We start from the raw sequence: 24,361 nt of genomic DNA, 5'->3' as shown, positions 1-24,361 counted from the left end.
ATAGTCGCTGGCCGAAAAAATCAAGCCGCGCACCGGAACATGCGCGACTTATGTATTTTACCATTCTTTGGACGATTGCCCGAAATTTGGCAACGGGATGTTAACGGCCCAGGAAAAGAGTGGCCCGACGCGTCAGTCCGTTCCTGGGATTCTCGCCAAAATCGTCCCCTACAAGCTCGCCGTCCCGAGGCAATTCACACCATTAGCCTCGCAGACAGCTCGCAGCTTCTTGTCGAACGTGAAGAGCGTAGCAGCATTGCGCCGCGTAACAATGAAACAGAGCATGTCGTAGACAGGGTGGTTATTCTGAATGGCCGCATGGATCGCTTCTAAGAGAATGCCCTCAGCGGGAACAAATCGATCGACGAAGCCGGCGGCTCGCTCAAACAACCCAGGAAAGTCCTCTTCATCCAATTCTCCAGCACGCACGATCTGCCAGACAACGTTTCCCAGTTCCGTCAAAAAGAAGTGAGGGGCAACGACCTCTTCGCCTTCCATCATCAACTCTCTCAGAACTCTGCCTTCTTCGGTGCCTTTCGCAATCGCAATGGCCGCGTTGACGTCAAGCACTATCACTGCGTCACCGCCTGCGCTGATTCCTCCTGCGAGCTGAACGGATCCAGCGCATGCCAATCGCGATCCGAAAGCCTGTCGCGTCCCTCGCGAACCATCGCGACGATATCTTCCGTTGAAAGGCCACCACCTTTCCAAGGTATCTCATCGCACTCTTCGAAAAGCTGCTGGCGCTTCCTCGACCGTGCCGCTCGTGCCGCGCGGCCTTCGCGCAAACCGACCACCCCCCTTTCGAACGGAGCAGAGAACTCGTTGCCCGCTCCGCTGGAAGGCGCACATTCGGAATCTTGCGATAACCCACGCCCAGCACGAGCGGAGGACGGCGACGAAGCTTCAGCCAGCATCTCCTCCACGGCGATGATCGTCTGCTGGGCGATGGAGCGATGGTTGCGCGCCGCACATTCCTTCAACTCATCGTAAAGCGTCGCTGGAAAATCCCTCACCTGAAGCGCCGGCATCTCTTCTCCTCTCTTCGGGAGTGTTCTCTGCATGCATTATACCTACTTTTGCATGCAGCTGCAAATCTACAACGATTTGCCCATTGACTATCGTTTTGACGATAGTAGAATGAGTATCGTCAGAACGACAGTTAGGAGCAGCCATGGCCGATAAGCTCACCATTTTCCATGGCTCCGGCCAAATCATCGAGAGACCCACATTCGGACTGGGCAACCCGCACAATGATTACGGACTCGGTTTTTATTGCACGGAGAGCCCGGAGCTGGCCCGGGAATGGGGCGCCTCCGAAGAAGCCGACGGGTTCGCCAACCGCTATTCGCTCGACGCGAAAGGACTCACGGAGCTCAACCTGAACGACGGCAGCTATACCATCCTCCACTGGCTCGCTGTGCTGCTGGAGAACCGAACGTTCCGCGTCTCCGGGGACATAGCACCCTTGGCGCGCACGTTTTTGCTCGACCGCTTCTCCGTCGATTACCACAGCTACGATCTCATGCGCGGCTATCGGGCCGACGACTCGTATTTCTCCTTCGCCAACGCCTTCCTCAACAACGGGCTCTCCCTCTCGCGCCTCGAACGGGCCATGGCGCTGGGGAACTTGGGCGAGCAGGTGGTGGTGCGCTCGGAGAAGGCCTTCAGCCGCCTTGTCTTCGAAGGCTTTGAAACCGCCGACCGTACGGTGTACTACCCGCGCAAGATGGCCCGCGACCACGAGGCCCGCGCCATCTATCGGGAGGAGCTGAAGCTGGCCGACTTGGCGGGCGACTACACTATAAGCGACATCATGCGAGAAGATTGGAGGGCCGACGATGCGCGCTTACGACGAGTCGTATTTGAATGACGCCATGAACGCCCTCGGCGAAATGCTCGACTACGCCGTCGTCGACTGCGGGCGCGACCCCGACGAGTTCTTCGATTGGTTCATCGTATCCGGCATCGCCGCACAGTTCGAGCGGGGCAATCCGAAGTTCGTGGCGGGCATGTCCGGCGCGGAAATCGCCCGCGAGGTGATATTCCGCGTCACCGGAAACCGCGAGACGCGCCCCGCAACTCAGTCCCTTGACCGCAGCCCCGAGTACTGGGCCGGATGGATCCTAGCTTATTATCAGTGGTACCGGAACCTGCGCTTCGCCGCTATCGCCGAAGGCGGACTGCCCCCCTCGGCGGTCATTGAACGGTACATTCTGCACGAAGCCGACGTCAGCAAGTTCGTCGAGACGGCCGACGAGGTGCTGGGGGCGCAGCTTCAACAGCCTACGCCTCTTGCGCGCATTCGCACCAACCGCGGCATGACGCAACAGGAGCTGGCACACGCATCCGGTGTTTCTCTGCGCATGATCCAGCTGTACGAGCAGCGGCGCAACGACCTTTCGAAAGCCTCCGCCAGCGTGGTGATCGCCTTGGCCCACGTTCTCGGCTGCTCCGTGGAGGATTTGGCGGAGAGGGCATAAGCTAATCGAGAAGCACCGCCTGTCCGTCGTCGATCATCACCGGATCGGTCGAGCGGGCGCGTCGCCGCCAGAAGGTGATGGCCTGGGTGGGACAGACTTCGGCGCAGCGGCCGCAACGCGTGCATTCATAGAGCGGGCGGCGTCCCAAATCACGCACCGGATCGATGCCTTCGGGACACACCGAGCCGCAGACGACGCAATCCTCGCCGGTCGAGCGCAGGCACGCATCAACCTTCACTTGCGGACGCAAGCGACGCGCCAACGGAGCGAACAGGGACATCAAAGCGCCGATGGGGCAAAAGCGGTGACACCACTTGCGCAGCAAAACCAGCTCAACCACGATGATCGCCGGGAACACAAGAAGATCGAACGTCGGCTCATTGAACCCCACGAAGCGATAGAACGCAATCACCGTGGCGAACGTGAGCCCAACGGGACAAAGGAGGCAGAAGACGGGAAATCCGCACAGCGCCGTTGTGGCCAGCGTCCCGGCCAGCACCGCATGGCGCGAATCAAGCTTTACGCCCTTGCGGGCCCATGAAGCCTCCTCGAAAGACGCGTCTCCTCCTGCGTTTCCAGCACTCGGGCAAACGTCGCCGCAGCCGCCGGAGCAACCCGAGCACGCCTTCTTCCATCGCGTAAGCGACTCCTCGGCCTGAGCCTTCTGCTCTGCCGCGACGCGATGCCGCTGCTTCTTTGTGCGCAAGAATCCCTGAAGAGGGGGGACGGGACATATCCAAGAGCAGAAGGCGCGTCCCGCGACGATGACCACCACAAGCGCGAGCCCAAGACCAATGGCCATGCGAGGAGCAAAGGACCAGGAACCGAAAAACCCTTCGAGAGCGCCGAGGGGGCACACCGCCGCAATGGCCTCGTAGCCCACGCTGCACGCATCGCCCAGTCCTCCGGCAACCACTACCCCGGCGCAGAACAAGGCGAATGCAATCGCGAGCACTGCCTTCCGCACTCGGGATACACGACTGCGCCGCGGCCGTCCACTCGTCTGAGTCTCGCTATTTACGCTCATCGCTCTCACCCTCCTTCCAAGGGACTATGTTGATGCCGCGAAGGCCACTGCCGCCATAGGAACCGTAAGAGCCCGCTACGCAAGCCAGCTCGCAGGCACCGCACCCGTTGCATTTCTCCTCGTCGACGACGAGGCGCCCCTCGCCGTCAATCGTCAACGCGTCCCAGGCGCACGCATCGACGCAGGGCGCATTGCAGTGCGCCGACACGCCGTACAGCTCGCACTCGGCCTCTTCCACACGGGCCATGCCGATTTTGTCGACGTAGGGATCGAAGGGGCGCAAAGCTCCCGTAGGGCAATTGGCGGCGCAACGGAAGGAGCCCTCGCACATGTCGCAAAAGCCCAAACGGAAATCCATAAGAGGCAGACGCGCGTTCACCGCTCCATCATCCAACGTCCCGGGGACGATCACTTTGGTCGGGCAGACGCCCACGCACCGGCCACAGCGGATGCAGCTGCCCCAGAGTGTTCCCGTATCCTGCCCTCCCGGAGGATAGAGCGCGTCGCCCTCCCCCGCAAAGGCTTTGACGGTACCGCCGAAAGCCGCAAGGACGCCAATGGCCACGGCGCCCTCGATCGCTTGGCGGCGGCTTATCGCTCGCCGCGCATCGCGCCCATCGGACGAAGTCGTTGACCGAGGAGCTTCACCGCTCGCATTCTCGTTCACTCCCGTCTCCTTTCTTCAGAGCCTGCAGGCGCCAGAGTCCCGCAATCGGGCCCCCGGCACTGCACACCCTTCGCTGTCTCTCGCACAAGCAATCCTCTCGACTGCTTTCCGCGAGAACCTTTAGCTCACGTACTCCAGCAATTCGTCCATCATTCCCGGCTCATCGTTGAAGAATGCATCTGTTACCTTAAGAACACCCCGGTAGAACCTCGTTGTCACCATAGCGCTGGCGCGGTCTCGAAAATCACCGAACCAGGAAGCGATATGCTCATCGAAGAATGCCCGTTGGTCGGAAAGCGTCCGAGCGGCCGCCGCAACATCCCCGTCCCGCAGATACGTTGCAGCCCGGTCGCAAAGCTCGGCCTCTAACGCCGCGATGAAAGAGAGGTGGTCCTCGGGCAAGTCGAGCCCCTCGCGCACCTTGAGGCGAGCCTGTTTGAGCGCGCGGTACACCTCCCCGCGCGGCTGCCCCATAAGCGAGCCGCCGTCGTAGCGGTAAAGCGACTCGAAGGGTTGCGCCGTCTTCCCCTCCGCCGTGGTCACGCCGTAAAACGCGCCCGTGAAATCGGCGGCCAGAGCCTGGCGGGTGCCCGTATGGCGCAGGCGCAGTGCTCGGTACAAATCGTTGTAGCCCTCGGCGTAGGACGACTGGTCATCTTCCGCCAAAGCCCGCAGATCCTGAGCGGCCAGCGCCTCGATCTGCTCCTCACTCAACGGAGCGAAGTACCATTGGGCGATCTGGCGGTAGAAATCAGCTCTGGAGCCAAGCAGCGAGACAGCTTCTTCGGTGTTCACAATGCGCTCCTTCCAACAACGGGCGGCCCCGGACGAGGCCGCCTGACAGACCTCTAGAGATTCAGCATGACGCTGGGAACGGTATGGGCGAACAGATCCAGGTAGCCCGTGGCGCACGCCCACATGAGCACGCGAATCGAAACCCCGCCCACGAAAGCGCAGATCAGGCCGATGGCGTCTACGGGCAAAGCCGGAACCGCACGTCCGACAAGGCGCACCAGACCGGCACCCAGGGTTCCGACGATGCCGCAGAGCACAACTCCTCCCCAAAACACAGCGCCATGGGCCATGGCCGCATCGAAGCCGAGGGCTCCCGCATAGGCCACCACTGCCACGGCGGAGACGGTCGTGCACACCATGAGGGCTACGGGCATGCGGCCGCGCAGCTCCTCTTTTCCATCGCCTAAGCGCGAAGCGATGATGTCATAGGCAAACGCGCCGCAAGCAAGCGACGTGCCAAAGTAGGCCAAGGGCAACGATTCGTGCATCCAGGTCGGTTGGGCCTCAATAACGTAGCCATGGCCGCAGAAATAGCCGAGGGCCAAACCCAAAATGCCGCCGACAAGCGCGAGGACCTTGGCTGCCGCAGCATTGCGAACTCGCTTGACCACAATCGCATAGGCCGCGGCGGCGACGAACGTCAGACCCAGAAGCATCAGCTCAATGGAGATGCCCGAGAACGAAAAGATGTTCGTGAGCGCAGCAAAGGCGTTCTGCGGCGACGCCAAATGCAGCATGGAAAGGCATCCGCCGACGACGATAAGCACAAGCACCGTCACCGTTGCGGCAAAGCGCGTTTTGTCCTTGCCGCCGACAAGCTCGGAGAGGGCGACGAAGGCGAAGAGGGATCCTCCCGTCCCCGCGATGAGCGAGAACAGGACGAGGGGCCATTGGATATCCACCTAGATCAGCTCCTTCCAACTGGCGAATTTCGGGGACAGGATGTAGCGGGTAAGCGGCTTGGCATTGCCCGGGTCGGGAAGGGCGTGAATGCACTCTTCGGAGTACTTCGCCATTTCCCGGCACACGTCGCTTTCGGGGTCGTCGTAATCGCCGAAGAAGCGGGCGCCGCAGTTGCAGTTGTGCACGCAGGCGGGCACATCGCTGCCGTCGGCGGTGATCTGCGAGCATAGCGTGCACTTCTGGGCCACGCCGTGCTCCTCGTCCATCTGACGCACGCCATAGGGGCAGCCGTACAGACAGTACTGGCAGCCAATGCACTTGTCCTTGTCGATAAGCACATAGCCCGTCTCGGGATCACGGTAGCTCGCGCCCGTGGGACACACTGCCACGCACTGAGGGTTCTCGCACTGCTGGCACTGCGAGGGCAGCCAGTACTTCTCGACATCGGGGAAAGTGCCAGTCGGGCCGATGGCTATCACCTTGTTGTAGAACGACCCGAGCGGCAGACGGTTTTCAAGCTTGCAGGCCACGATGCAGCTGTCGCAGCCCGTGCAGCGATCGAGGTTTATGAGCAGTCCCTTCGCCATTTAGAACACCTCCTCGGTGACAGGCTCGTTCTGCAGCGTCGGCATGAACGGCTCGAATTCCTTGCTCTCCACCCAGATGCGCTCCGGGCGATCGCACTTCTCGATTTTCACCGTGAACGCGCGATAGCTGTTCGTGGCGAAACAAGGGTTCTGGAATGAGTCTGCGGACATGATGTTGTAGCCGCACTCCTCGATGCCCGGCGTGATGGTCTCCTGGGTGGAGTCGTAACACTCCGGATTCCAGAAGCGCTCGGTAATGAGCACGCCGGGGGCAATTCCCTGGGTAAGATAGGCACGGGCATGGGAGCTGCCGCGGCGCGAGGTTATCTTGACCCAGTCCAGATGCTCGATGCCGTACTCGGCAGCGGTCTGGGGATTGATGCGCAGCTCGGGCGCGGGCATAAGCTCGCGAATAAAAGGAGCGTGGCGCATCGTGCCGTGATGGAAATGCGGGAGGCGGCCGGTGGTGATGACGAGCGGGTATTCCGCGTCATTCAGCGGGCTTTCAGTCGGCTCGTGGAACGTGCAGATAGGGTCGTAATCGTCACAAGAGGGCTGCTCATAAGGGTACATGTAGGGGAAGCCCGTGCGCGCCAGGCGGATCATCGCCTCGCTGTAGACGTCGACCTTGCGGGAGATAGTGGCAAACCCACGGGGCAGCCCGTCGGAGACCACGCCCTCGTACTGCTTATACACCAGATACTCCTCTACCGGCGTCTCGGTGTAGCGATGGTCGATGTCGTCGAGCATCTCCTGCCAGCTTTCGCGCCCCATGTCCTCGGCCCAGAATTGACGCGCCGCTTCGATCGACTCGAAGAAGGGCTGCTTGTAGGCATCGGGGTCGAACACATTATCCTCGCCGAGCTTCTCAACGGCCGCCTTCGCCACCTGGTAGGGGGAGACGAACGGATTCACGGTCTCGCCGAGGTGGGTTACTTGGCAGCGGGCGTAATGGCGGTTGAAGTGTGTGGCCGGTGCCTCGTAGCTATCGTATTCCAGCCATTCGGTCGTAGGGAGGAACAAGTCCACGCTCTGAACGGTGAACGAGGTCATCATCGGATACTGCTGGATGATGAAGTCCTGCTGGTCGTAGGCCTTCTTCCATTCGAGTGCCGGCCCCATGACGGCGTACTTGTTGCCGGACATCTCGTACATGACGCGCGGGCGATAGGGCTCGCCGGTGGTGATGCCCTCTCGCAGCTCGCGAGGAGCGCAGGTCTGCCACTGGTGGATGCCCTTGTGGGCGTTGGCCCCCATGGTGTCGCAGCGTGATTGGAAGAAGTAGCGACGCATCTCTTCACCGTCGCGGCCCTTGGCGTCCCAGCCGGCTACAATATCGTCGAGCAGACGATCGTTCTCGCCCTTGGTGAGACCGGTCGTCCAGCCTAATCCGTAGCGCTCGAAGCTCGTGGAGAAAACGCCGGTGCGCACCGTGGGTCGATCGGGCGTAAGGCTCGCCGGACCGTGGTTCTGGAAGGCGGAGAGTGGCGTTTCGACGAACCCGAGCAAGGAATCGATGGCCAGAGCACCCAGGGGGGCCGTGGAGGAATTCTCCTGGTGATCGGAGAACACGCCGTTGCTGATTCCGCCGAAATCGGCGTTTATGTACAGCTCTATGGCCTCTTGGATCTTCTCGGGTTTCAGCCAGCAGGTCTCGGCCGCCGCTTCCAGCGTCCACGGTTCGGCCTCTTCCCAATAGATCTGGCCGGCCGTCTTAGCCTCTTTTCCGTTCACCGTCGCCGTAGCGAAAACGACCGGATCGACCGGGCTGTCGCCTGGGGCCGTGAAGGGAAAGGGCTGGATGGTGTTCGTGCGCGCATCGAAGCAAACGTAGGCTGGCGTATCGTAGACATCGTCCGGATCGGCGGCCGGATTCACGTAGTCGGGCCAAACCTCCTCGGCCCGGTAGGCCAGGCGCGTGTCGGGGTTGATGAGGAACGGCAAATTGGTCCAATACTTCACGAAGGGCTCGTCGTAGGCCTTCTGGTCGATGATGTAGCGGATCCACGAGAGCATGAGGGCGCAATCGGAGCCGGGGCGCACCGGCAGCCAGACATCGGCCTTGGCGGCCTCGGCCGTCAGATAAGGATCGACCACAACGGATTTCACCCCGAGATTAGAGCGCGCATCTACCAGGCCATGACCGCCATGGGCCGCCTTGGAGGAGTGGGGCTGGCTTCCCCACAGCACGAATACGCGCTCGGTGTCGTCGCGCCGCTTGCCATCAAGCTCGGCGTTGTCCACAACGCCCACCCAGCGATCGACATTGTCCATATCTACACAGCAGTTGAACCCAACCGACGTCGTGGAAACGAAATCTCGGGGCATAGCACACTGACAGGCACCAGAGGCCAGGGAGTTGCAGCCTCCGAACGTGTAGTCGAGACCCCACGTCTCCCATTCGATATAGGCACCGCCACCCCCGCGAGCACTCCAGTAGGAGTACGGGCCGTACTTTTCGACAGCCGTTGCAATCTGCTCGCCCGCAAGGTCGGTGGCCTCGTCCCAGGAAATCGCCTCCCACCGGTTCTGGCCCCGATCGCCCACCCTCTTCATGGGATGCAACACATGGCGCGGGCTGTAGACCGTCTGAATTTGGGAGAGGCACTTCAGGCACACACCGCCCTTGTTGAGCGGGCCGTCGGGGTCTCCTTCAATCTTCACCACCACACCGTCTTCGGTGTACACGCAAACGGGGCAGCAGTTGGTACAGCCATGGCACGCCGTCTTGTGCTTCTCGCGCTTGGGGATACTGTCGGCAAAGGCCTGATCAACCTCGTCGAGCAGGACAGGCGCGCCAGCAACGCCCAGAGCCGCCGTAGCGGTCGCGGCGGCTTTCATGAAGCCACGCCGCGTGATCGCCATATTCGTCATCGTTTCTCCTCTCGCTTTCTCTCTTCCGGTCATTTACCAAGTTCTAAACGGCCAGCGCGGGCCGCAATTGCTTCGCAAGCGCACTCCCCTTCCCTGTCGCCTTCCATCCCTTATCCCATACCAGGCCGCCGGAGCGTTCCAGCATGTCCACGAAATAGCTCGGCTGCAGCGGCTGGCCCGACGCGCCGATAAGAGCCCCGGCGTCGGTTTGGTGGACGAGCGCCTCGATGGCCTTGAACGTTTGGGGCTCACCGCAGAAATCGATAATGTCCAGATAGGTGCTAAGGCGGCCGGGCGCCTTGTCGAACAGGTCACGCAAACGACGTTCGGGAGCCATGCGCTCCAAGACCTCACGTCCCGCATCGGAAGCTTCGAGGGCAAAACCCTCGACAAGATCGTCGGCTTCATCGTCCGTTAAATTCGCCCTGCGCTCCTCCGTGATCTCATCGCCTTGTGCATCCACCTCGTACCAATGGATGCCTCCGTTGTCCACAACATTCGCGATAAGCCGGAAGGGCGTCTGCGCCGTAAGTGAGAACCCCGAGCAGTCGGCCACCATGGCTTCGACATCTCCCAAGAGACGGCGCACTTCGCAGAACTCGATAATCTGGAGATAGATCTCCCGATGCAGAGGATTGCGCGCCATAAGGTCGAGCAGTGCCTGGACATTCCCTGACACCGCCACCGCTTCAGATTGCTCGGATTCGGGCGTGACGAACAATTCCGGTGCGTCTTCCATGATGGTCTCCTTGCTCTTGTGCCGCCCAACTGGGCGCAACCATGCAACGAGGTCACCTTACGATGGGATTAGCCCTGCTTACCATTCGTCAAAACGCAGGGTTTTCAGCGATTCCGACCTAAGTAATTCCGCTTATTTTTTTCTATTCTCCCTGATCAGACATTAAACGCTGCACAAACGGGTCAAATGAGAGCTAGGTGGCGACACCTTGCCCCTTATAATAGACCCATGGTAAAAAGGCCCGAGAGAGAAGGGGCAATGAAGCTGCTTGAAGAAGGGGTGTTCCCTGTAAGGTTTTTGGGATTCGGCTTCTTTTGGGCCTGGCTGTTCATCGCCGGCCTTTCTCCCTCGCCTCTGTTCGGCAGCCCCCTTTGCGTGGGCGGCATCCCCTTTGAGCTCTTCGAGCTTCTCATGCGCTGCGCTATGCTCGCCATCTCGCTGACGCTCTCATGCGTTATCGCCACCGATCGCGGTAAGTACTGCTTCCTTGCCCTAGGAGCCGTCGCGGGCATCGCCGTTACCCCCCTCCTCCTTTGGGGCGGAAGTGAGGAGGCCCACAGCGTCGCCGCTTTGCTGACCGCCATGACCGAGGTGTCACTCTTTTTAATGTGGCTCAGTTTTTTCGGCGCCATGAGACTCGGCGACACCCTCACCTTGCTGGTCATATCCTACGGCGTGGGCGCGCTTCTGTTTCTTGTCGCTCTGATGGGCGGTGAGCGAACCCTCTTGGGCGCCAGCATCGTCTTCCCCCTGCTGTCTGCCGCCGCGCTCGTTTTCTCGAGTCGTCTCATTTCACGGCGAGGAGGCACTGCTCTTTTCGACAACGAAAGTACCGAGCCACTGAAGGATGAGGCTCTGTCCGAGGAAACATCCATCCGCAACGTCACCAAGAGCATCCCCGCTCTTAAGATGACGCTGGCGCTCGTCTGCTACTCCCTCGCCTTCTCGCTGCTTGCGGCCATGGCATTCTCCGGCAGCTTCGCACTGCCAGCCAGCTATCTTGCGGAACCTGTCTGCATTGTGGTGCTAGCAGGCGTCTACATCCTGTATGCCCAATTCGCGAAGGACGCCGCTAAGCCCTATGTGCTCTATCGGGCCGTCGCCCCCTCCATGGGCCTGGGCTTCGCGCTTCTGGCCATCTCGGGGGGAGAGTCCATCGCGGGCGAGGGGATGGTGATGATAGGCTATCTTCTGTTCGAGGTACTTGCCCTGAACGACTACTGCAACATTGTCAAGGCAAACGACGCGTCACTCTTCCGAACCATGGCGATAGGAAGGCTCGCCATTTCCGTGGGGATGCTCGCCGGCTGGACCGCAGGCTTTTTCTCTGGGAGCGTCTCCGTTGCTGCCTTGGCTGTTTTTGGCATGACTATCGTATTGATCACTGCAACTCTCGTGTTTACTGATCGCGATCGCATGCCCTTGGTTTCCATCGCGGACGACCGCGCCATCAGCGAGGATCGCGACTTGCGGCTCGACAAAAGCACTGCCTTGGCATCCTTCGCAGCTGAGTGCAAGCTGTCGAAGCGAGAGACCGAAGTGTTCGACTACCTCATCGCCGGCAGAACGACCTCCTACGTTGCAGAGAGGCTTTTTGTTGCCGAGTCCACCGTACGGGCACACGTCTACAATATCTATCAGAAGGCGGATGTCCATTCACGGATGGAACTCATGGACGCCTTCGACGCCTTCTGGGCGAAGCATAGCTAAGACTTTGCCCCCGCACTTAGACAAGCAGCCCCCGCACGGCACCGATGCGCTGGCGGATGCCCTCGCGCAGGTAGTCGAGGCGCCAGCGGCACAGATCCCCTTCGGCTAGAATCTCGCAGGCCTCGTCAGCAAAGCCTTCCAGTTTCCCCGCATCGAACCAGCCCAGTTCCGCCGCGTACATGAGCTGGCGATTCGGCATATCGCTGAACGGGTGCGATGAGAACGCGTAGTCGCCCCGAGCGACAGCACCTTCGTCCTTGTCGTACCACAGGCTGTTTCCCGTGTCGAAGATCGGCGCAAACCGCCAACGAAGATCATCGATGTTCCGCACAAGCCCGAAGTTGCGCAGATGGCGATCGATGTTGGCCATGACGCTATCGCACACGATCATTTTCGCAAGCTGCGTTTCAGCGGTCTTCAACGGAATGCCCCGGTTTACGCAAGCGCGTACCACGGTGTCATAAGGCGTCTCGCCCTTTCTGCGGCGTTCGGCTTCCAGAACCAAGCTCATGGGCACGTACTCCTCATGCGGCGACAGGAAACAGGGGCACGCACTCACCACGCCCAAGGCCTCCGTACGCTGAACCTCGTAGGGAACGTAATCGCCCGGAGCGAGGAGGCGGCCATGGAGAGCGGTCGCCACGGCCTCGTTGTAAACCTGCTGGTCAGTCCAGGGGATATGGCCCTTCAGCAGAATTCGCTCACTCCCCCGGCAGAGCCACCGCTTCGGAAGAACGCCCTCGGACGTGTTGTCCGGCGACGAGAGCCCCACCTCGGCCAGCCACTCGTCCCAATCGCCCTCAGCGCCCCCGAAATCGTTCTGAAAGTAGTTGACGTCCTCCCAGCGCAGAGCATGATCGGCGGGGCGAATCCAATATCGATCAGAAAGCGAAAGCCCCAGATTGCGAAAGGGGATCTGGGAGGGCTCTTCTAGGCCGAGACTGCGCAGCTTCTCATCCATTCCCGCACGGGAACCAGGAATGCTGCGATGCTGCCACCACGTCTTGAGGCCGGACGCCTTTCCTCGCCCCTCTCGCGTCACCGTTCCCAACGGGGCGCGTTCGGCATCGACGACCTCACCTGGAGCGAACGAGTCCGTTTCGCGACGATAGGTGAATGTCATCACCTCGTAGGGACCGTTCATCAGGAGATACGTCTCCCCGTGCCAAGGACGACCTTTTCTTGGCGGCGTCTTTTTGGCAGCCTCCACCGAACGTGCGCTTACCCGCCAGCCGGTATTCGTTTTTTCGCCGTCAAGCGCGCCGCTCTTGATGCGATTATGCACCGTCTGCACGGAAACGCCCAGCTCGGAAGCTGCCTCGCGAATGCTGATTCCATCCACCATTCCAACCCACCTTTCAGCTTTACACATTATAAAAGTTGAAAAGCGAAGGTGTAAAGGTTGAATAATGGAAGTGTAATTGTTTAATCAGTTGAGCCGTCGACGAGTTTGAGGCCGATGACGCAGCCGACGAGGCCGGCGATGAGCAGGATGCGGGCGAGGTTCGCGGGCTCCGAACCCGTGACCATGCCGTATATGACCGTGAGGGCCGCGCCGATGCCCACCCACACGGCATAGGCAGTGCCCGTTGGCAGCGTCTTCACAGCGAAGGAAAGCCCCAGCATAGAAAGCACCAGGGCCACGACAAACACGATGGTGGGGCCCAGATGGGTGAAACCCTCCGACTTCCCCAAGGCAATCGCCCACACCGATTCCATGCACCCCGATGCAACGAGCACGAGCCAGCTCACCAGCCTCCCCTTTCCCGATAGGGCGGGGCGCGCGACCACCCAGGCCGTCCGCGCCCCGCGTCTTCGCTTCTCTGCGCACTCGCGCTATTCGTCGATCACCATGGTCGGGTTGTCGCGGGTGATGATCTGCTTGGCGAAGATGTCGGCGCCCAGGTACTGTTGCACCATGGCGGCCAGCTGATCGGTGGCAGCGGCGAGGTCGTCGGCGCGGTCCGGATCCACGGACTCGATGATGAGGAAGGCCTTCTTCGAGTCGTCGGTCAGGGCAGTGCGTTCGCCGTCGCGCCAGTTCCAGCAGCGGCAGATGGCACCGGCATCGTCGCGGTAGCACAGCTCACCTTCCAACGTGGGCGCGTCCTCTTCCTCGCCGAGCGGGCGGAACGCGTCGCCGCCCTCGGTGATGCCGAGACGGATATCGCCTGCCATGGCATCGATGTCCTCGCCGCCCACGGGCAGTGCGTGGGTGAGCGACACCGTGTTGTAGATGTCCACCGACGGCGTGATGGACCCCACGGGATTGCCCTTCAGCACGCGCTTGAGCAGGTTCTCGATGGAGCAGCGCGCACCCTTCTTCGTCTTGAATTTCTGATAGGCCTCGCGCCAAACAGCTACGACCTCGTTCTGCGAGATGGTGTTGCTCTCCAGATGCTGATCGGCCTTGCCGTTGGCCTCGGCGAGGGCACGCGCAATGGCGGCGGCATCCGCGGGCGCCACCTCGGCAGTCGGCTTCATGTTGTGGGCCACCACGATGCCGATCTGGGCCTCGGGGAACAGCTCCCAGAACGACTCTTCCGCCACGAACTGCTTCATAGGTCTTCCTTTCTTCTCGCGCCGCCGGACGTGTCATCTTGAGCGAAGGCCGAAGGCCGTAGTCGAAAGATCTCCGCACGAACGCCCAAGGCGGCCTAAACAAAAAGCGCCCGCGGGGCGAACATCTTCAAAGGCCTAACGATGTCCGCGCTGCGAGCGCTTCACGCCTACCCGGCGGCAGGCTATGTGCTTTAAGCTGGCTCCATGATAGCACGAGCGGCGACAGCTTCTTCAGCGAAGTGTCCATATTCATTCCCGTCCTTGCCAATGACGCATCGAGACCTATCATGATTCCCCTCCTTCCAAACTATTGCCTGAAGATAAGAGGAATCCCGCGCTCGCCACCTTCCAAATCCCATATCTGAGATATTGCCAAGTTATTGCGATTTCTTAATATCTCGCCCCCGCCAGACCTCGCTCGCCTGCGACCGAACCCCAATCGATTTCATAGCCATTAGAGGGCCAATCAGATGGTGGCCGACGGACACCTTTCCATCCGGCAATAATCTCTGCAGCTGTTATGTTTCGAGACCGAGCAAAGCCCTTCCCCACAGGTTGCCCTGGAACGGAGCTCTGCAACTCCCCTCTCAATTCTGCAGCCCAAATTCTGCAAGCAGCGCTTCGCGGTAGTCAGCATCCTCGGAGGCGCGCTTTGCGTCGTCGAGGCGGCCCGCGTCAATAAGACGACCGACGAGAGCTCCTAGGCGATCCATGCCCTGCTCGATGCCCTGCTCGATGCCCTGCTCGATGCCCTGCTCCAGAGCCTCTTCCCTGGCCCGGCGACAGCGCATCTCGGTCTCCTGCTCATAGGTCAGCACGCGATTCACCCACTCTCTACCCGATGCCGCCGTAGAAGATGCCCAGCACGATGACGAGCGCGGTGATGATGACGAAAACGCAGCGGGTCATGAAATCGAACCAGCGGCCGAGCGGCTTTTTGCGGCCCATCTCGGCCTGCTTCTTCGCGAAGCCGCGAGGGCATACCCAGAAGAACATGACGGCCGCCAGAAACGCGCCGACGGGAATAACGTAGATGGAAATGACATCCATCCAGTCGCTCACCGAGCTGCCGTTCTCCAGGAACAAGCCCACGGCCACGGCGATCACGGCCACGATGCCCACCGACACCGCGCGCGACAGCCCCAGCTGGGCCTGCAGCGCCTCCACCGGCGCCTCGAACAAGTTCATGAGGCTCGTGATGGCAGCGAACGCCACCGCCGCGAACAAGATGACAGCGAAAATGTTACCGAAGGGCATCTCCTGGAAGACCTGGGCCAGCGTGATGAACAGAAGCGGCGGCCCGGAAGACACGTCCAGCCCAAAGGCGAACACCGCCGGCACCACGACGCAGGCGGCCACAAGCCCGGCGATGGTATCGAAAATGGCGACGTTCTTGGCGGCGTCCACCACGTCCACATCTCGCTTGAGGTAACTACCGTAGACGAGCGTGCCGCACCCGGCAAGCGATAGGCTGAAGAATGCCTGGCCCAGAGCGTACACCCAGGTAGTGGGGTTCAGCAACGCCTCCCAGCGGGGCACGAGCAGATACTCGTAGCCAGCTGCCGCCCCCGGCAGGGTGGCCACGCGGATGGCGATGATGACGAACAGCACGAAGAACGTGGGCATGAGCACCTTGTTCACGCGCTCGATACCCCGGGATATGCCGAGGATCATGATGCCGAAGGTGAGCGCCAAGCCCAGCAGGTGGAAGCCCACGTTGCCGAAGTCCGATGCGATGGCGCCGAAGAAGGCTCCCATGTCGGTCTGCGCCATAAGCTCTCCGTCAAGCGAAGCCACAAAGTAGTTGCACGCCCAACCGAGCACCACGGCGTATCCGATGGCAATGGCGAGCGATCCCAAGGTGGGAACGAGGCCGATGATCTTACCGATGCGCTCGCCGTGCCGCACACCGCGCATCTCCATGGCGCGGCCGAATGCGCCCATAGGGCCAGCGCCCATAGCCCGACCGAAGGACATTTCTCCAATCACGCCCGTAAAGCCCAGCAGCGCCACGAAAATGAGGTACGGGATGAGGAAGGCCGCGCCGCCCAACTGAGCCACGCGATAGGGAAACAGCCAAATGTTGGCCATGCCCACGGCGCTGCCAACGCAGGCGAGGATGAAGCCCGTATGTGTGGCCCAGGTATCGCGGCGCCCACGGCCCGAGCCGCCCGATGCGCCCGGCGCTCCCGCACCCGTCTCCTCACCGACCTCGATGGCCCGCGCTTCCTCCGCAACGATGTTGTCGTCTCTTGTCGTCACAGCGTCCTCCTTGAATTTCCGTGCCTTCCATCATAGCGAAAGGCGCGGCACGAACAAGCAGGTTCTGGCCAGAGGGACAAATCTTGCCCGCGCTCCTCCTTTTTTCGTGCAGGATTTTGCGATTAAGAGAGTCCCCCGAGCGCCATTTGTGCAGGATTTTGCGATCAGGAGAGCTTTGAATCGCCAGCCAGCCCTCGGCGGCTCTCTCTATCGCAAAATCCTGCACAAATTCAAGGCCTCGCGCATCCAGCAAAAAGAGCAAAAGGAGATTCGTCCAGCAAAAAAAGGAAGTTCGAGGCCAGAGCAGCGCATAGTCCTGCACCCGCTCGAGCTCTCGCTCACCGCATCACGAAAGGTGCCTGCCGCGTACGGAAGGCAGGCGCACAACCTAGAAAGGCGAAGAGGGAGGGAGGGCAGCCGACTCGTGCAGCGTCGGCTTAGAAAGGAAAATGCTGCTGGTGGAATTTGCTTACCTGGCGTCGCAACTTTCGATGGGCATCCGCATGAGCAGCCCTGCGCTTCCGACGCTTCTTTCCCGCACGGCCGGATACCCTATCGAGAAGAGCCGTGCATTCCGTCACATTCTGAAACTGGGAATTCGTCATCGTAGCTGTCTCGATGCCGTCAACCATAAGTCCATCCCGCTTGCGAGAATCGCGATCCTGCTGATCGGCGCTCGCATGGGCAGTACGCCCATTGTATTCAATGCCGAAATGCGCCTTGGGCCAGTAAAAATCGAGCACAACCCAATCGGTACGAGCAACCCGGCGCGCCTCCTCCGACAAGGCAACGGGGGCGTTGATGAGCGCTTCGGCAATACCGAGACCCCCGTAAACCTCCGCCGTAAACGCAATGGCGGCAAGCTCGGTTTCCATCACGGATCCCGATTTTGCCCGCACCTGCTTTGCAACCGCTCTCGCGAGCTTTGCACCCTTTGCACCATTCAGACGCGCTGCGTAGGCCATCAGGCGGTTCGGCGTGGTAAGAGGACGACGCACCAGCGGAACACTCTTTTGCGTTGATCGCGGATAGCACCCACAGAGCTCATAGCCAAGGGCAAGCAACTCACCGAAAGAAAGGCAGGAGGCCATTTGAACGAACACAAGCTCTGGCGAACAGACGAATAACCCCTCAGCGATGCGCACGAAAGACCCTCTTGGATAATTCAGGAGGCTGCGATGACGCTCAGCAAGCATCGAACTTTTCGTACCCTCTTTACCATCATGCAGGATATGCCATGGTTTCGCGCCAAGTCCGTCAGTGCAGTCTTTGAGGCAAAAGCGCAGTTCGGGCATCTCAGGCAGCTCGTCAAAAAGACCATGGATGTCGCATTCCCTTATAGCGCAATCTCGCAGCACCGCTGAAGTCTGATAGATGTTCGAAGGGAACAGATTGGCGTCCGCCACTTTCCCTGTACTGTGAAACTCCTGCAACGTGAGAGGGCGCAGGATAGACCATGCGCGCCAGAAGCGTAAGGCCGTGATATGGCTGAGGTATACTTTCATTGAGCGAACTTTAGCGTAATGCGGTTAATACTATCATCGCTTTTGAGAAACCTTACGAATCTCCCATTCATGATTGTTGCCCTCATCCTTAAAAAGCGTGGTGCCAAGCAGAGCAAGTCGTCACGGCAGCCCCGACGAGCAAGGCCGCTATGGCAGCCCAGGTAAGCAAACTCGTTTTTGGCTTATTACGGATATCCTTTGTATACCGCGGCCCAATGACTTGCCACGTCAACCGTTGGGGCTCTTTTGTGCAAGATTTTGCGATAGGGAGAGCCTCGGCGCGCCATTTGTGCAGGATTTTGCGATAGGGAGAGCCTGCAGCGACTGAAAGGGCGTGCATGGCTCTCCTAATCGCAAAATCCTGCATACTTTTAAGCAATGGCCGACATGGGGCAACAATGTCGGTGGCCAACTGCTAGGAATTCAGGAAACCGCTCGCTTCCATTTCGTCGAGCCATGCTGCCACCTCGTCGCGGGACTGGGTGGGAGTCCCGTTGAAATAATGACGCAACGCATCGGCGATGCCCTCAGCGGAAAGGCCCGTGAGGGCCAAAGCGAGAATGGAGCCGCCCATCTTATTCATGGCAAAGCACTTGCCGTCGGCATCGTACAGCGAGACGCCCTGGCCGCTTCTCGCCAGATAGGCCCCAGGAGCAAGGGATCGCGTTTTCATGTCGCCCGTCCTTTCGGCAGCAGATAAAGCAGGACCGAGGACAGAAAGCTCTTGCGCCGATCACTACCAAGAAATAACGACAGTGTAACGGTGACTCCTTGTAAATAACCCCAGGTTAACAGCGATGCTGCGTTCTGTTGCCAAAGCGAAATCAATGAGCTATTCGCTTATAGAAGAACATGATCGAGCGAGCCTTATGATTCCGACGAGCAAAATCATTTTCGAAATCTCCCAAGTAAATGCCAGTTCGACCCCGCTTTGGCAAGAAGGGGAGACGATTGAGGGGCGAAAATGCCAGTTCGACCTCGCTTTGGTAAGAAACGGGACTGACACTCTTACCATTACGGGGTCGAACTGGCATTTACTGCATTGTTCTCGAAAACAGGGCCTGTCGGTCGCCTTCGCCTTACGCGCAGGCTTCCACCACGGCGGCGATGGCCTCGGCGTGCGCTTGTGCGGCGGCCGGATCAACTGCCTCCACCATCACGCGCACCACCGGCTCGGTGCCACTCGGGCGCAGAAGCACGCGACCGTCCTCGCCGAGCGCCTCCTCAGCAGAGGCCACAGCAGCGGCCACCTCGGCGCTGTCCTCCACGGCATGCTTGTCGTTCACACGCACGTTAATCAGGGTCTGCGGCATCTTCTCCATGACCTGGATGGCCTCGCCCACGGGCTTGCCGGAACGGATGACCGCCGCCAAGAACTGGCAGGCCGTCATGAGGCCGTCGCCCGTGGAGTTGTGATCGAGCAGAATCATGTGGCCAGACTGCTCGCCACCGATGGAGTAGCCGTGCTCGCGCATAGCCTCCAGAACGTAGCGGTCGCCTACCTTGGTCTGCACCACGTTGATGCCCATCTCTTTCATGGCGCGCACGAAACCGAAGTTGCACATCACCGTGGACACAACCGTGTCACCGGCCAGCACGCCGCGCTCGCGCATATCGAGCGCGCAGACCGCTTCCACCATATCGCCGTCGATCTCGGTGCCATCGGGCGCCATGAGCATGACGCGGTCGGCATCGCCATCATGTGCAATACCCACGTCGGCACCCGTCTCGGCCATAAGCGCGCGCAGGGGCTCGAGATGAGTGGAGCCGCACTGCACGTTGATGTCCATGCCATCGAAATCATCGTTGATGACGATCACCTCGGCGCCCAAGCGTCGCAGAGCCTCCGGGGACGTGAGCGAGGAAGCACCGTGGCCCGTATCCAAAGCGATGCGCAGGCCCTTGAAGGAAATGCCCTGATCCTCGATGGAACGAGCCGCATGGTCGATGTAAATGTCGCAAGCGTTTTCCAGCGGAATGACCACACCCACCTCGGCACCAGCAGGCATCTTGATCTCGGAAGCCAGATAGCTCGTCGCATCGGCGGGAGCATCGGGCGCAGCGGCTTGAGCGGCACTCCAGGCGGCTTCCTCGGCGGCAGCGACCTCACCTTCCAAGCCACCGTTGACGATGAAGGCCTCAATCTCGTCTTCCACGGCATCGGGCAGCTTGAAGCCCTGGGCGTCGAAGAACTTGATGCCGTTGTACTCCGGCGGATTGTGAGAGGCGGAGATGACCGCGCCGCCCGCCGCGCGCATCTCGCGCACGAGCAGGGCCACGCCCGGCGTGGGGATGATACCGGCCTCGAGCACGGTACCGCCCGCGCTCATGATGCCCGCGGAAAGGGCCGCGCCCAGCATGTCGCCGGAGCGGCGCGTGTCGCGACCCACAACGATGGTCTTGCCAAGGTAGATGGCGGCGGCCTGGCCGAGACGATAGGCCATCTCGCAGGTCAGCTCCACATTTGCAATGCCGCGCACGCCATCAGTTCCAAACAGTCGGGCCATGAAATCCTTCTTTCCTTCAACTCGGGGGCTCCCCCGAAGTTCTCCATATTGTTTCGCTCGCTCAGGCTGCCGCGAGATTTCCGTCTCTTCCCCGCACAAGACCTGCAGCTGAACGCTACTTTCCGCGACGCACGAACTCGTCGTGCAAGCGAACGGCGCCGTGCGGCCGCTCTCCTTCGGTCATGCGATTGTTCAGCTCGGCAGCGAACTCGTCGAGCGTGATGCCGTAGCGCTCCAGCACGACGAGAAGATGATACACCACATCAGCGGCCTCGTAGCGCAAATGATCGACCGCCTCGCCGTACTCCGGGGGCAGCTGGACGGAAAGGGGGAAGTCAGCGCCGTCGTCAGCCGTCTCCGCGCCGGTAGTCGTCCCGCCAGCCTCAGTCGCCTCCAACGCCACAGCCGCCGCGAGCGAGGACGTCGCCCAGCCTTCTACGTCCTTGGCGGCCAGGGCCACCTCCCCGGACTCTTCCATGACTTTCTTCAGCACATCGTCGACGTTGCCCGTCAGAAGCCGGTAGGTGTAGCTCGCCTCGTCGGCGTCGCGACGCGCGGCGATAGTGGCGGCGAGCGCCTCCAGCGTCGCGCCAATCTGCGAGGCCGGGACCGCCTCGCCTTCGGGGATGAACGTCTTGTTGACCATTGAATGCAGCACTTTCTCTCGGCAGCCACCATGATATTTCCCTCCATGATACCCAACCACAAAAAGCAGGGACGGCCCGAAAGCCGCCCCTGATAAAAATCACAGGTTTCGAATAGATGGCGCGAGCCGTGGGCCCCTACCGCCTTATGCTTCTTCTGGCTCCAAATCGTCCAAAGCCGGCGCGGCGGGTGCCTTCGCCTTGCCGCCGGAGCGCGTCGAGGCGAAGGCGTCGACGAAGGGAACAGGCTTGCCGCTGACGGCGCGGAAGGAAATGGCGCTCGTGGGGCACGCGTCGATGCAGTCGCCGCAGCGGGCGCAGTCGTGCAGGGGCAGCTCGCCCAAGTCGGGGTGACGCAGGTTCACGTCGAAGGTGCAGGCCGTGGCGCAGCGGCTGCAGGCCGTACCCTTGGCCGTCTCCAGGCAGCGCTCGTTGTCGATGACCGGCATGCCCGTGCGGCTGAAGCGGGAGAAGAGGCTCATGAACGCCGAGATGGGACAGAAGCGGCCGCACCACTTGCGCAGGAATACCAGCTCGATGACGAGCATGGCCGGCACGAACAGCAGCGACCAGTTCAAATCGCCCGAGCCGAACAGGCTCACCAGCAAGGCCACCGCTGCGAAAGTGAGGCCCACGGGGCACACGAGGCAGAACACGGGGAACCCGAACACGGCCGTCGTCAGCAGCGCGCCGCCAAGCACCGCATGACGCGAGTCCAGGGGCGCGTTGCGCTTGGCGTGGCAGGCTCCGCAGGCGGCGCAGTCGTGAGTCGCCGACGCCTCTTTCAGCGCTGCGATCTCCTCGGCGGCGAGGGCCTGGTTCGCTTGAGAGAGGGCCTCCGCCTCCTGCTCGCGCGTTTTCACGGGCTTGAAGAACTCCTTCACTCGGCGCCACAGGGTCACGGGGCAGATCCAGCCGCAGAACAGGCGGCCCAAAAGCAGCACGAGGGCGATGGCCACCACGATGCTCAGCACCGCACGCGGGATGAGGGTCTTGGCCGCCACCATGGATAGCAGCGCGCCCACCGGGCACAGAACCGCGATGTCGTTCGCCCCGAATCCGCACCAGGTTCCCGTGGCCACGCCGGCAATAAGGCAGACGGCCAGCGCCGCAAAAGCCACCGCGGCCACCGCAGTGCGCGCATTCTTGAACTTCATGACGACCCCCTACCCTTCCAGCGGCTTCACGACAATGGCACGCTCCGAGGCGTTCATGGTGGAGCCGGCCTGGGCCGACACGCACACGGCCTCGCAGGCGCCGCAACCGTTGCACTTCTCGGCATCCACCACGGGCAGCCGCGTGTCCAGGGCATCCGTCGCATCGGCGTTCTGGTAGTAGATGGCCGCATTCTCCTCGCCACGCACCTGGATGCACACGTCGTGGCAGAAAGCGCAGAAGCTGCTGCGGTAGGCGATGCACGTTTCGGTATTCAGTACCGCCACGCCAATGACCTCGGTTTCGGGTGCGTAATCGACCGGCAGCTGCAAAGCCCCGGAAGGGCACACAGCCGCGCAGAGGGGCACGCCTCCGTTGCGCTCGGCGCAGAAATCGCAATAGCGAAAATCGTCCAGCTGACCGGGGTAGCAGTCGGAGAACTCCATGCGCGGCGTGCGCATGTTCAGCACGCCCGCATCCAGCGAAGCGGCCACGATCACTTTCTCGGGGCACGCCTCGATGCAGCGGTAGCAGTGCACGCAGCGGGACACCAGGTTCTCCTCGTCCTGTCCTCCCGGCGGCCGCACGAGCGGCTCGCTGCCCACATAGCGCAGCGCGCCCAGCCCGGCCATGGCCACGGTGGCGCCCACGCCGATACACAGCGTGCGCCGCGTCAGCGAATTTCCTCCAGCCATGCTTGTCCTCCTTCTCTCATCTTTCCTCGATTACCTCGGATTCAAATTGACGATATCGCAACCGTGGTTGAGCCAAGCGGGGACACGGGGTGCCGCCCACCAAGCGAGTTCCGCAGATGGTATCGAAGGCGCAGTGAATTAGGGGGAAGGCGGCCGTAACGCCTTCGATACCATCGAGGACTGTCTGAGCGACTGGGCGGTACCCCGTGGCCCCGCCCGCAGCGAGTCGCAACTACATCATTCCAAGCCCGAACTAATCAACAGGAACCGGGCGGCTGCAATCGCTTGTCGCAGCCGCCCATTCCAAACGCTTCTAGGAAAGCGCGCTCGTCTCCACCCAGATGGCGGGACGCACGCCGATATTGCCGCCGAGCGTGCTCTTAAGCTCGGAGCCGTGGTCGTCGAAGCCGTCGTGCAGCTCGCCGGCCATGCGGTAGCCGTCGCCGTGCACGTAGCCGTCGTCGGTCACCACCGAGGCGTAGCCGGCATAGTAGCCGTTGGAACGCAGCCACCAGGCCGCCGCGCCGTCGGGCTGCTCGTCGTTGCTCGCCACGCCCACATACACGCCCTGTCTCACGGCGTAGTCGGTAGGATGGGCCACACGAGCAGCGTTGTTGGCGAAGTACTGCTTCGCCTCGGCCAGGCTCAGCAGAAAGACCTGATCAGTCGTCTCCTCGGCCGCATGCACCGACGGGTCAGCCGCCGTGGCCGCCGTGTGGGACACGTTGTTCTTCGCATCGGTCAGCGTCGTGGCGGCAATGGCACCCTGCTCATCGGCGCTGAAGGCGGCCTTCAAGAACTCGCCGTTCAGCCACGTGCGGATCGAGCTCGTCGCCCACTCAATGTCCTTCTGGGGGCGTGGCGACTGCACCGACCACTGGTACGCTTCGGTCGAATCGTCATAGGGCACGGCGTCCAGCACCTGTTCGCTGATCAGCAGCGTCTTGCCGTTCTCCTCGGCGAGCTTGAGCCAGGTGATGTCCTGACCCTGATAGCTGCCGAACGTGACGGTATCGAAGCTCTGCTCGTCGGCGGATTCGGCGCCGGTATAGGCCAGTTGGGTGTTATCGCCCTTGGAAGGGTCGCTCACCGGCGCGCTCTCCGCGGCGCACCCGGCGAGGCCTACCACGAGCGCTCCAGCGGCAAGCGCGAGTGCGGCCCGCTTGTATATTCCTCGCATGAGAACCTCCTTGTCTCATTTCTCGAAGGGTGGGGAGGCTCGCATCGGCGGCCTCCCCGAAGCCCG

24 protein-coding genes are annotated in these 24,361 nt (G+C 61.2%); 3 read left to right on the top strand and 21 right to left on the bottom strand.

Annotation, left to right across the window (positions count from 1 at the left end):
- Nucleotides 1-168: 168 nt before the first annotated feature.
- Both AEQU_RS01235 and AEQU_RS12565 read right to left on the bottom strand, forming a co-directional pair.
- On the bottom strand, nt 169-570 hold the full coding sequence (locus AEQU_RS01235; RefSeq protein ID WP_051353358.1) for a type II toxin-antitoxin system VapC family toxin: 402 nt from the start codon (nt 568-570) through the stop codon (nt 169-171).
- Between the two features lie 2 nt (nt 571-572).
- Nucleotides 573-1,031, bottom strand: a complete 459-nt coding sequence (locus tag AEQU_RS12565) for a hypothetical protein (protein ID WP_022738769.1) — start codon at nt 1,029-1,031, stop codon at nt 573-575.
- Between the two features lie 143 nt (nt 1,032-1,174).
- Between AEQU_RS12565 and AEQU_RS01225 the strand changes: the two genes are divergently transcribed.
- Nucleotides 1,175-1,873 carry a DUF3990 domain-containing protein gene (locus AEQU_RS01225; RefSeq protein WP_022738764.1) on the top strand — a complete coding sequence of 233 codons (699 nt, stop codon included), beginning with the start codon at nt 1,175-1,177 and terminating at the stop codon, nt 1,871-1,873.
- Nucleotides 1,842-2,483 carry a helix-turn-helix domain-containing protein gene (locus AEQU_RS01220; protein WP_022738759.1) on the top strand — a complete coding sequence of 214 codons (642 nt, stop codon included), beginning with the start codon at nt 1,842-1,844 and terminating at the stop codon, nt 2,481-2,483. The genes AEQU_RS01225 and AEQU_RS01220 overlap by 32 nt, the downstream gene beginning before the upstream one ends.
- 1 nt (nt 2,484) lies before the next feature.
- Here AEQU_RS01220 and AEQU_RS01215 read toward each other — a convergent pair whose 3' ends face one another.
- The 7 genes from AEQU_RS01215 to AEQU_RS01185 form a co-directional block, all read right to left on the bottom strand.
- Nucleotides 2,485-3,438, bottom strand: coding sequence for a 4Fe-4S binding protein (locus AEQU_RS01215; protein WP_022738754.1), 954 nt, complete (start codon nt 3,436-3,438; stop codon nt 2,485-2,487).
- A 58-nt stretch (nt 3,439-3,496) separates the two neighbouring features.
- Nucleotides 3,497-4,177 carry a 4Fe-4S dicluster domain-containing protein gene (locus AEQU_RS01210; RefSeq protein WP_022738749.1) on the bottom strand — a complete coding sequence of 227 codons (681 nt, stop codon included), beginning with the start codon at nt 4,175-4,177 and terminating at the stop codon, nt 3,497-3,499.
- A 120-nt stretch (nt 4,178-4,297) separates the two neighbouring features.
- Nucleotides 4,298-4,972, bottom strand: coding sequence for a TorD/DmsD family molecular chaperone (locus AEQU_RS01205; protein WP_022738744.1), 675 nt, complete (start codon nt 4,970-4,972; stop codon nt 4,298-4,300).
- Nucleotides 4,973-5,025: 53 nt separating this feature from the next.
- On the bottom strand, nt 5,026-5,874 hold the full coding sequence (locus AEQU_RS01200) for a DmsC/YnfH family molybdoenzyme membrane anchor subunit (protein WP_022738740.1): 849 nt from the start codon (nt 5,872-5,874) through the stop codon (nt 5,026-5,028).
- Nucleotides 5,875-6,462, bottom strand: coding sequence for a 4Fe-4S dicluster domain-containing protein (locus AEQU_RS01195; RefSeq protein WP_022738735.1), 588 nt, complete (start codon nt 6,460-6,462; stop codon nt 5,875-5,877).
- A complete protein-coding gene (locus tag AEQU_RS01190; RefSeq protein ID WP_022738730.1) occupies nt 6,463-9,336 on the bottom strand; it encodes a molybdopterin-containing oxidoreductase family protein in 2,874 nt (957 codons plus the stop codon).
- Between the two features lie 43 nt (nt 9,337-9,379).
- Nucleotides 9,380-10,075, bottom strand: a complete 696-nt coding sequence (locus tag AEQU_RS01185) for a hypothetical protein (RefSeq protein WP_022738726.1) — start codon at nt 10,073-10,075, stop codon at nt 9,380-9,382.
- Between the two features lie 186 nt (nt 10,076-10,261).
- On the opposite strand from AEQU_RS01185, the gene AEQU_RS01180 reads away from it, so the two are divergent.
- The gene (locus AEQU_RS01180) at nt 10,262-11,785 is read left to right on the top strand and encodes a helix-turn-helix transcriptional regulator (protein ID WP_084280273.1); all 1,524 of its coding nucleotides are present in this window, start codon (nt 10,262-10,264) and stop codon (nt 11,783-11,785) included.
- Nucleotides 11,786-11,801: 16 nt separating this feature from the next.
- On the opposite strand, the gene AEQU_RS01175 is transcribed toward AEQU_RS01180, so the two are convergent.
- The 12 genes from AEQU_RS01175 to AEQU_RS01120 all read right to left on the bottom strand — a co-directional run bounded on the left by AEQU_RS01175 (nt 11,802) and on the right by AEQU_RS01120 (nt 24,295).
- Complete coding sequence (locus AEQU_RS01175) at nt 11,802-13,130, bottom strand: DNA-binding protein (RefSeq protein WP_022738715.1); 1,329 nt, start codon at nt 13,128-13,130, stop codon at nt 11,802-11,804.
- Nucleotides 13,131-13,210: 80 nt separating this feature from the next.
- On the bottom strand, nt 13,211-13,537 hold the full coding sequence (locus AEQU_RS01170) for a DMT family transporter (protein ID WP_022738709.1): 327 nt from the start codon (nt 13,535-13,537) through the stop codon (nt 13,211-13,213).
- A gap of 84 nt (nt 13,538-13,621) precedes the next feature.
- Nucleotides 13,622-14,347: a B3/B4 domain-containing protein gene (locus AEQU_RS01165; protein WP_022738704.1), complete on the bottom strand. Its 726-nt coding sequence runs from the start codon at nt 14,345-14,347 to the stop codon at nt 13,622-13,624.
- A gap of 587 nt (nt 14,348-14,934) precedes the next feature.
- On the bottom strand, nt 14,935-15,165 hold the full coding sequence (locus tag AEQU_RS01160; protein ID WP_144079454.1) for a hypothetical protein: 231 nt from the start codon (nt 15,163-15,165) through the stop codon (nt 14,935-14,937).
- A gap of 16 nt (nt 15,166-15,181) precedes the next feature.
- Nucleotides 15,182-16,609, bottom strand: a complete 1,428-nt coding sequence (locus AEQU_RS01155; RefSeq protein WP_022738696.1) for a sodium-dependent transporter — start codon at nt 16,607-16,609, stop codon at nt 15,182-15,184.
- Between the two features lie 437 nt (nt 16,610-17,046).
- A complete protein-coding gene (locus AEQU_RS12430; RefSeq protein ID WP_144079453.1) occupies nt 17,047-18,114 on the bottom strand; it encodes a hypothetical protein in 1,068 nt (355 codons plus the stop codon).
- Between the two features lie 415 nt (nt 18,115-18,529).
- Nucleotides 18,530-18,787 (bottom strand): PqqD family protein, encoded by a 258-nt coding sequence (locus AEQU_RS01145; RefSeq protein WP_022738692.1) that lies wholly within the window; start codon nt 18,785-18,787, stop codon nt 18,530-18,532.
- 406 nt (nt 18,788-19,193) lie between these two features.
- A complete protein-coding gene (locus AEQU_RS01140) occupies nt 19,194-20,621 on the bottom strand; it encodes a phosphoglucosamine mutase (protein ID WP_022738687.1) in 1,428 nt (475 codons plus the stop codon).
- A 115-nt stretch (nt 20,622-20,736) separates the two neighbouring features.
- Complete coding sequence (locus AEQU_RS01135; protein WP_022738685.1) at nt 20,737-21,267, bottom strand: phosphoribosyl-ATP pyrophosphatase; 531 nt, start codon at nt 21,265-21,267, stop codon at nt 20,737-20,739.
- A 144-nt stretch (nt 21,268-21,411) separates the two neighbouring features.
- Nucleotides 21,412-22,422 (bottom strand): 4Fe-4S binding protein, encoded by a 1,011-nt coding sequence (locus tag AEQU_RS01130; RefSeq protein ID WP_022738684.1) that lies wholly within the window; start codon nt 22,420-22,422, stop codon nt 21,412-21,414.
- Between the two features lie 9 nt (nt 22,423-22,431).
- A complete protein-coding gene (locus AEQU_RS01125; RefSeq protein ID WP_022738681.1) occupies nt 22,432-23,115 on the bottom strand; it encodes a 4Fe-4S dicluster domain-containing protein in 684 nt (227 codons plus the stop codon).
- Between the two features lie 313 nt (nt 23,116-23,428).
- On the bottom strand, nt 23,429-24,295 hold the full coding sequence (locus tag AEQU_RS01120) for a DUF6273 domain-containing protein (protein WP_022738677.1): 867 nt from the start codon (nt 24,293-24,295) through the stop codon (nt 23,429-23,431).
- Nucleotides 24,296-24,361: the final 66 nt, after the last annotated feature.

It is taken from the genome of Adlercreutzia equolifaciens DSM 19450 (genome assembly GCF_000478885.1).
Lineage (GTDB): Bacteria > Actinomycetota > Coriobacteriia > Coriobacteriales > Eggerthellaceae > Adlercreutzia > Adlercreutzia equolifaciens.
This window is presented reverse-complemented; position numbering and strand designations above follow the sequence as displayed.

Coding starts and splice junctions, on each gene's coding strand:
- AEQU_RS01190 (WP_022738730.1), bottom strand. CDS start 9,336: ATGACGAATATGGCGATCACGCGGCGTGGCTTCATGAAAGCCGCCGCG.
- AEQU_RS01185 (WP_022738726.1), bottom strand. CDS start 10,075: ATGGAAGACGCACCGGAATTGTTCGTCACGCCCGAATCCGAGCAATCT.
- AEQU_RS01135 (WP_022738685.1), bottom strand. CDS start 21,267: ATGGTCAACAAGACGTTCATCCCCGAAGGCGAGGCGGTCCCGGCCTCG.
- AEQU_RS01225 (WP_022738764.1), top strand. CDS start 1,175: ATGGCCGATAAGCTCACCATTTTCCATGGCTCCGGCCAAATCATCGAG.
- AEQU_RS01140 (WP_022738687.1), bottom strand. CDS start 20,621: ATGGCCCGACTGTTTGGAACTGATGGCGTGCGCGGCATTGCAAATGTG.
- AEQU_RS01130 (WP_022738684.1), bottom strand. CDS start 22,422: ATGAAGTTCAAGAATGCGCGCACTGCGGTGGCCGCGGTGGCTTTTGCG.
- AEQU_RS01165 (WP_022738704.1), bottom strand. CDS start 14,347: ATGAAGCAGTTCGTGGCGGAAGAGTCGTTCTGGGAGCTGTTCCCCGAG.
- AEQU_RS01195 (WP_022738735.1), bottom strand. CDS start 6,462: ATGGCGAAGGGACTGCTCATAAACCTCGATCGCTGCACGGGCTGCGAC.
- AEQU_RS01175 (WP_022738715.1), bottom strand. CDS start 13,130: ATGGTGGATGGAATCAGCATTCGCGAGGCAGCTTCCGAGCTGGGCGTT.
- AEQU_RS01125 (WP_022738681.1), bottom strand. CDS start 23,115: ATGGCTGGAGGAAATTCGCTGACGCGGCGCACGCTGTGTATCGGCGTG.
- AEQU_RS12430 (WP_144079453.1), bottom strand. CDS start 18,114: ATGAAAGTATACCTCAGCCATATCACGGCCTTACGCTTCTGGCGCGCA.
- AEQU_RS01180 (WP_084280273.1), top strand. CDS start 10,262: ATGAGAGCTAGGTGGCGACACCTTGCCCCTTATAATAGACCCATGGTA.
- AEQU_RS01220 (WP_022738759.1), top strand. CDS start 1,842: ATGCGCGCTTACGACGAGTCGTATTTGAATGACGCCATGAACGCCCTC.
- AEQU_RS01120 (WP_022738677.1), bottom strand. CDS start 24,295: ATGCGAGGAATATACAAGCGGGCCGCACTCGCGCTTGCCGCTGGAGCG.
- AEQU_RS01145 (WP_022738692.1), bottom strand. CDS start 18,787: ATGAAAACGCGATCCCTTGCTCCTGGGGCCTATCTGGCGAGAAGCGGC.
- AEQU_RS12565 (WP_022738769.1), bottom strand. CDS start 1,031: ATGCCGGCGCTTCAGGTGAGGGATTTTCCAGCGACGCTTTACGATGAG.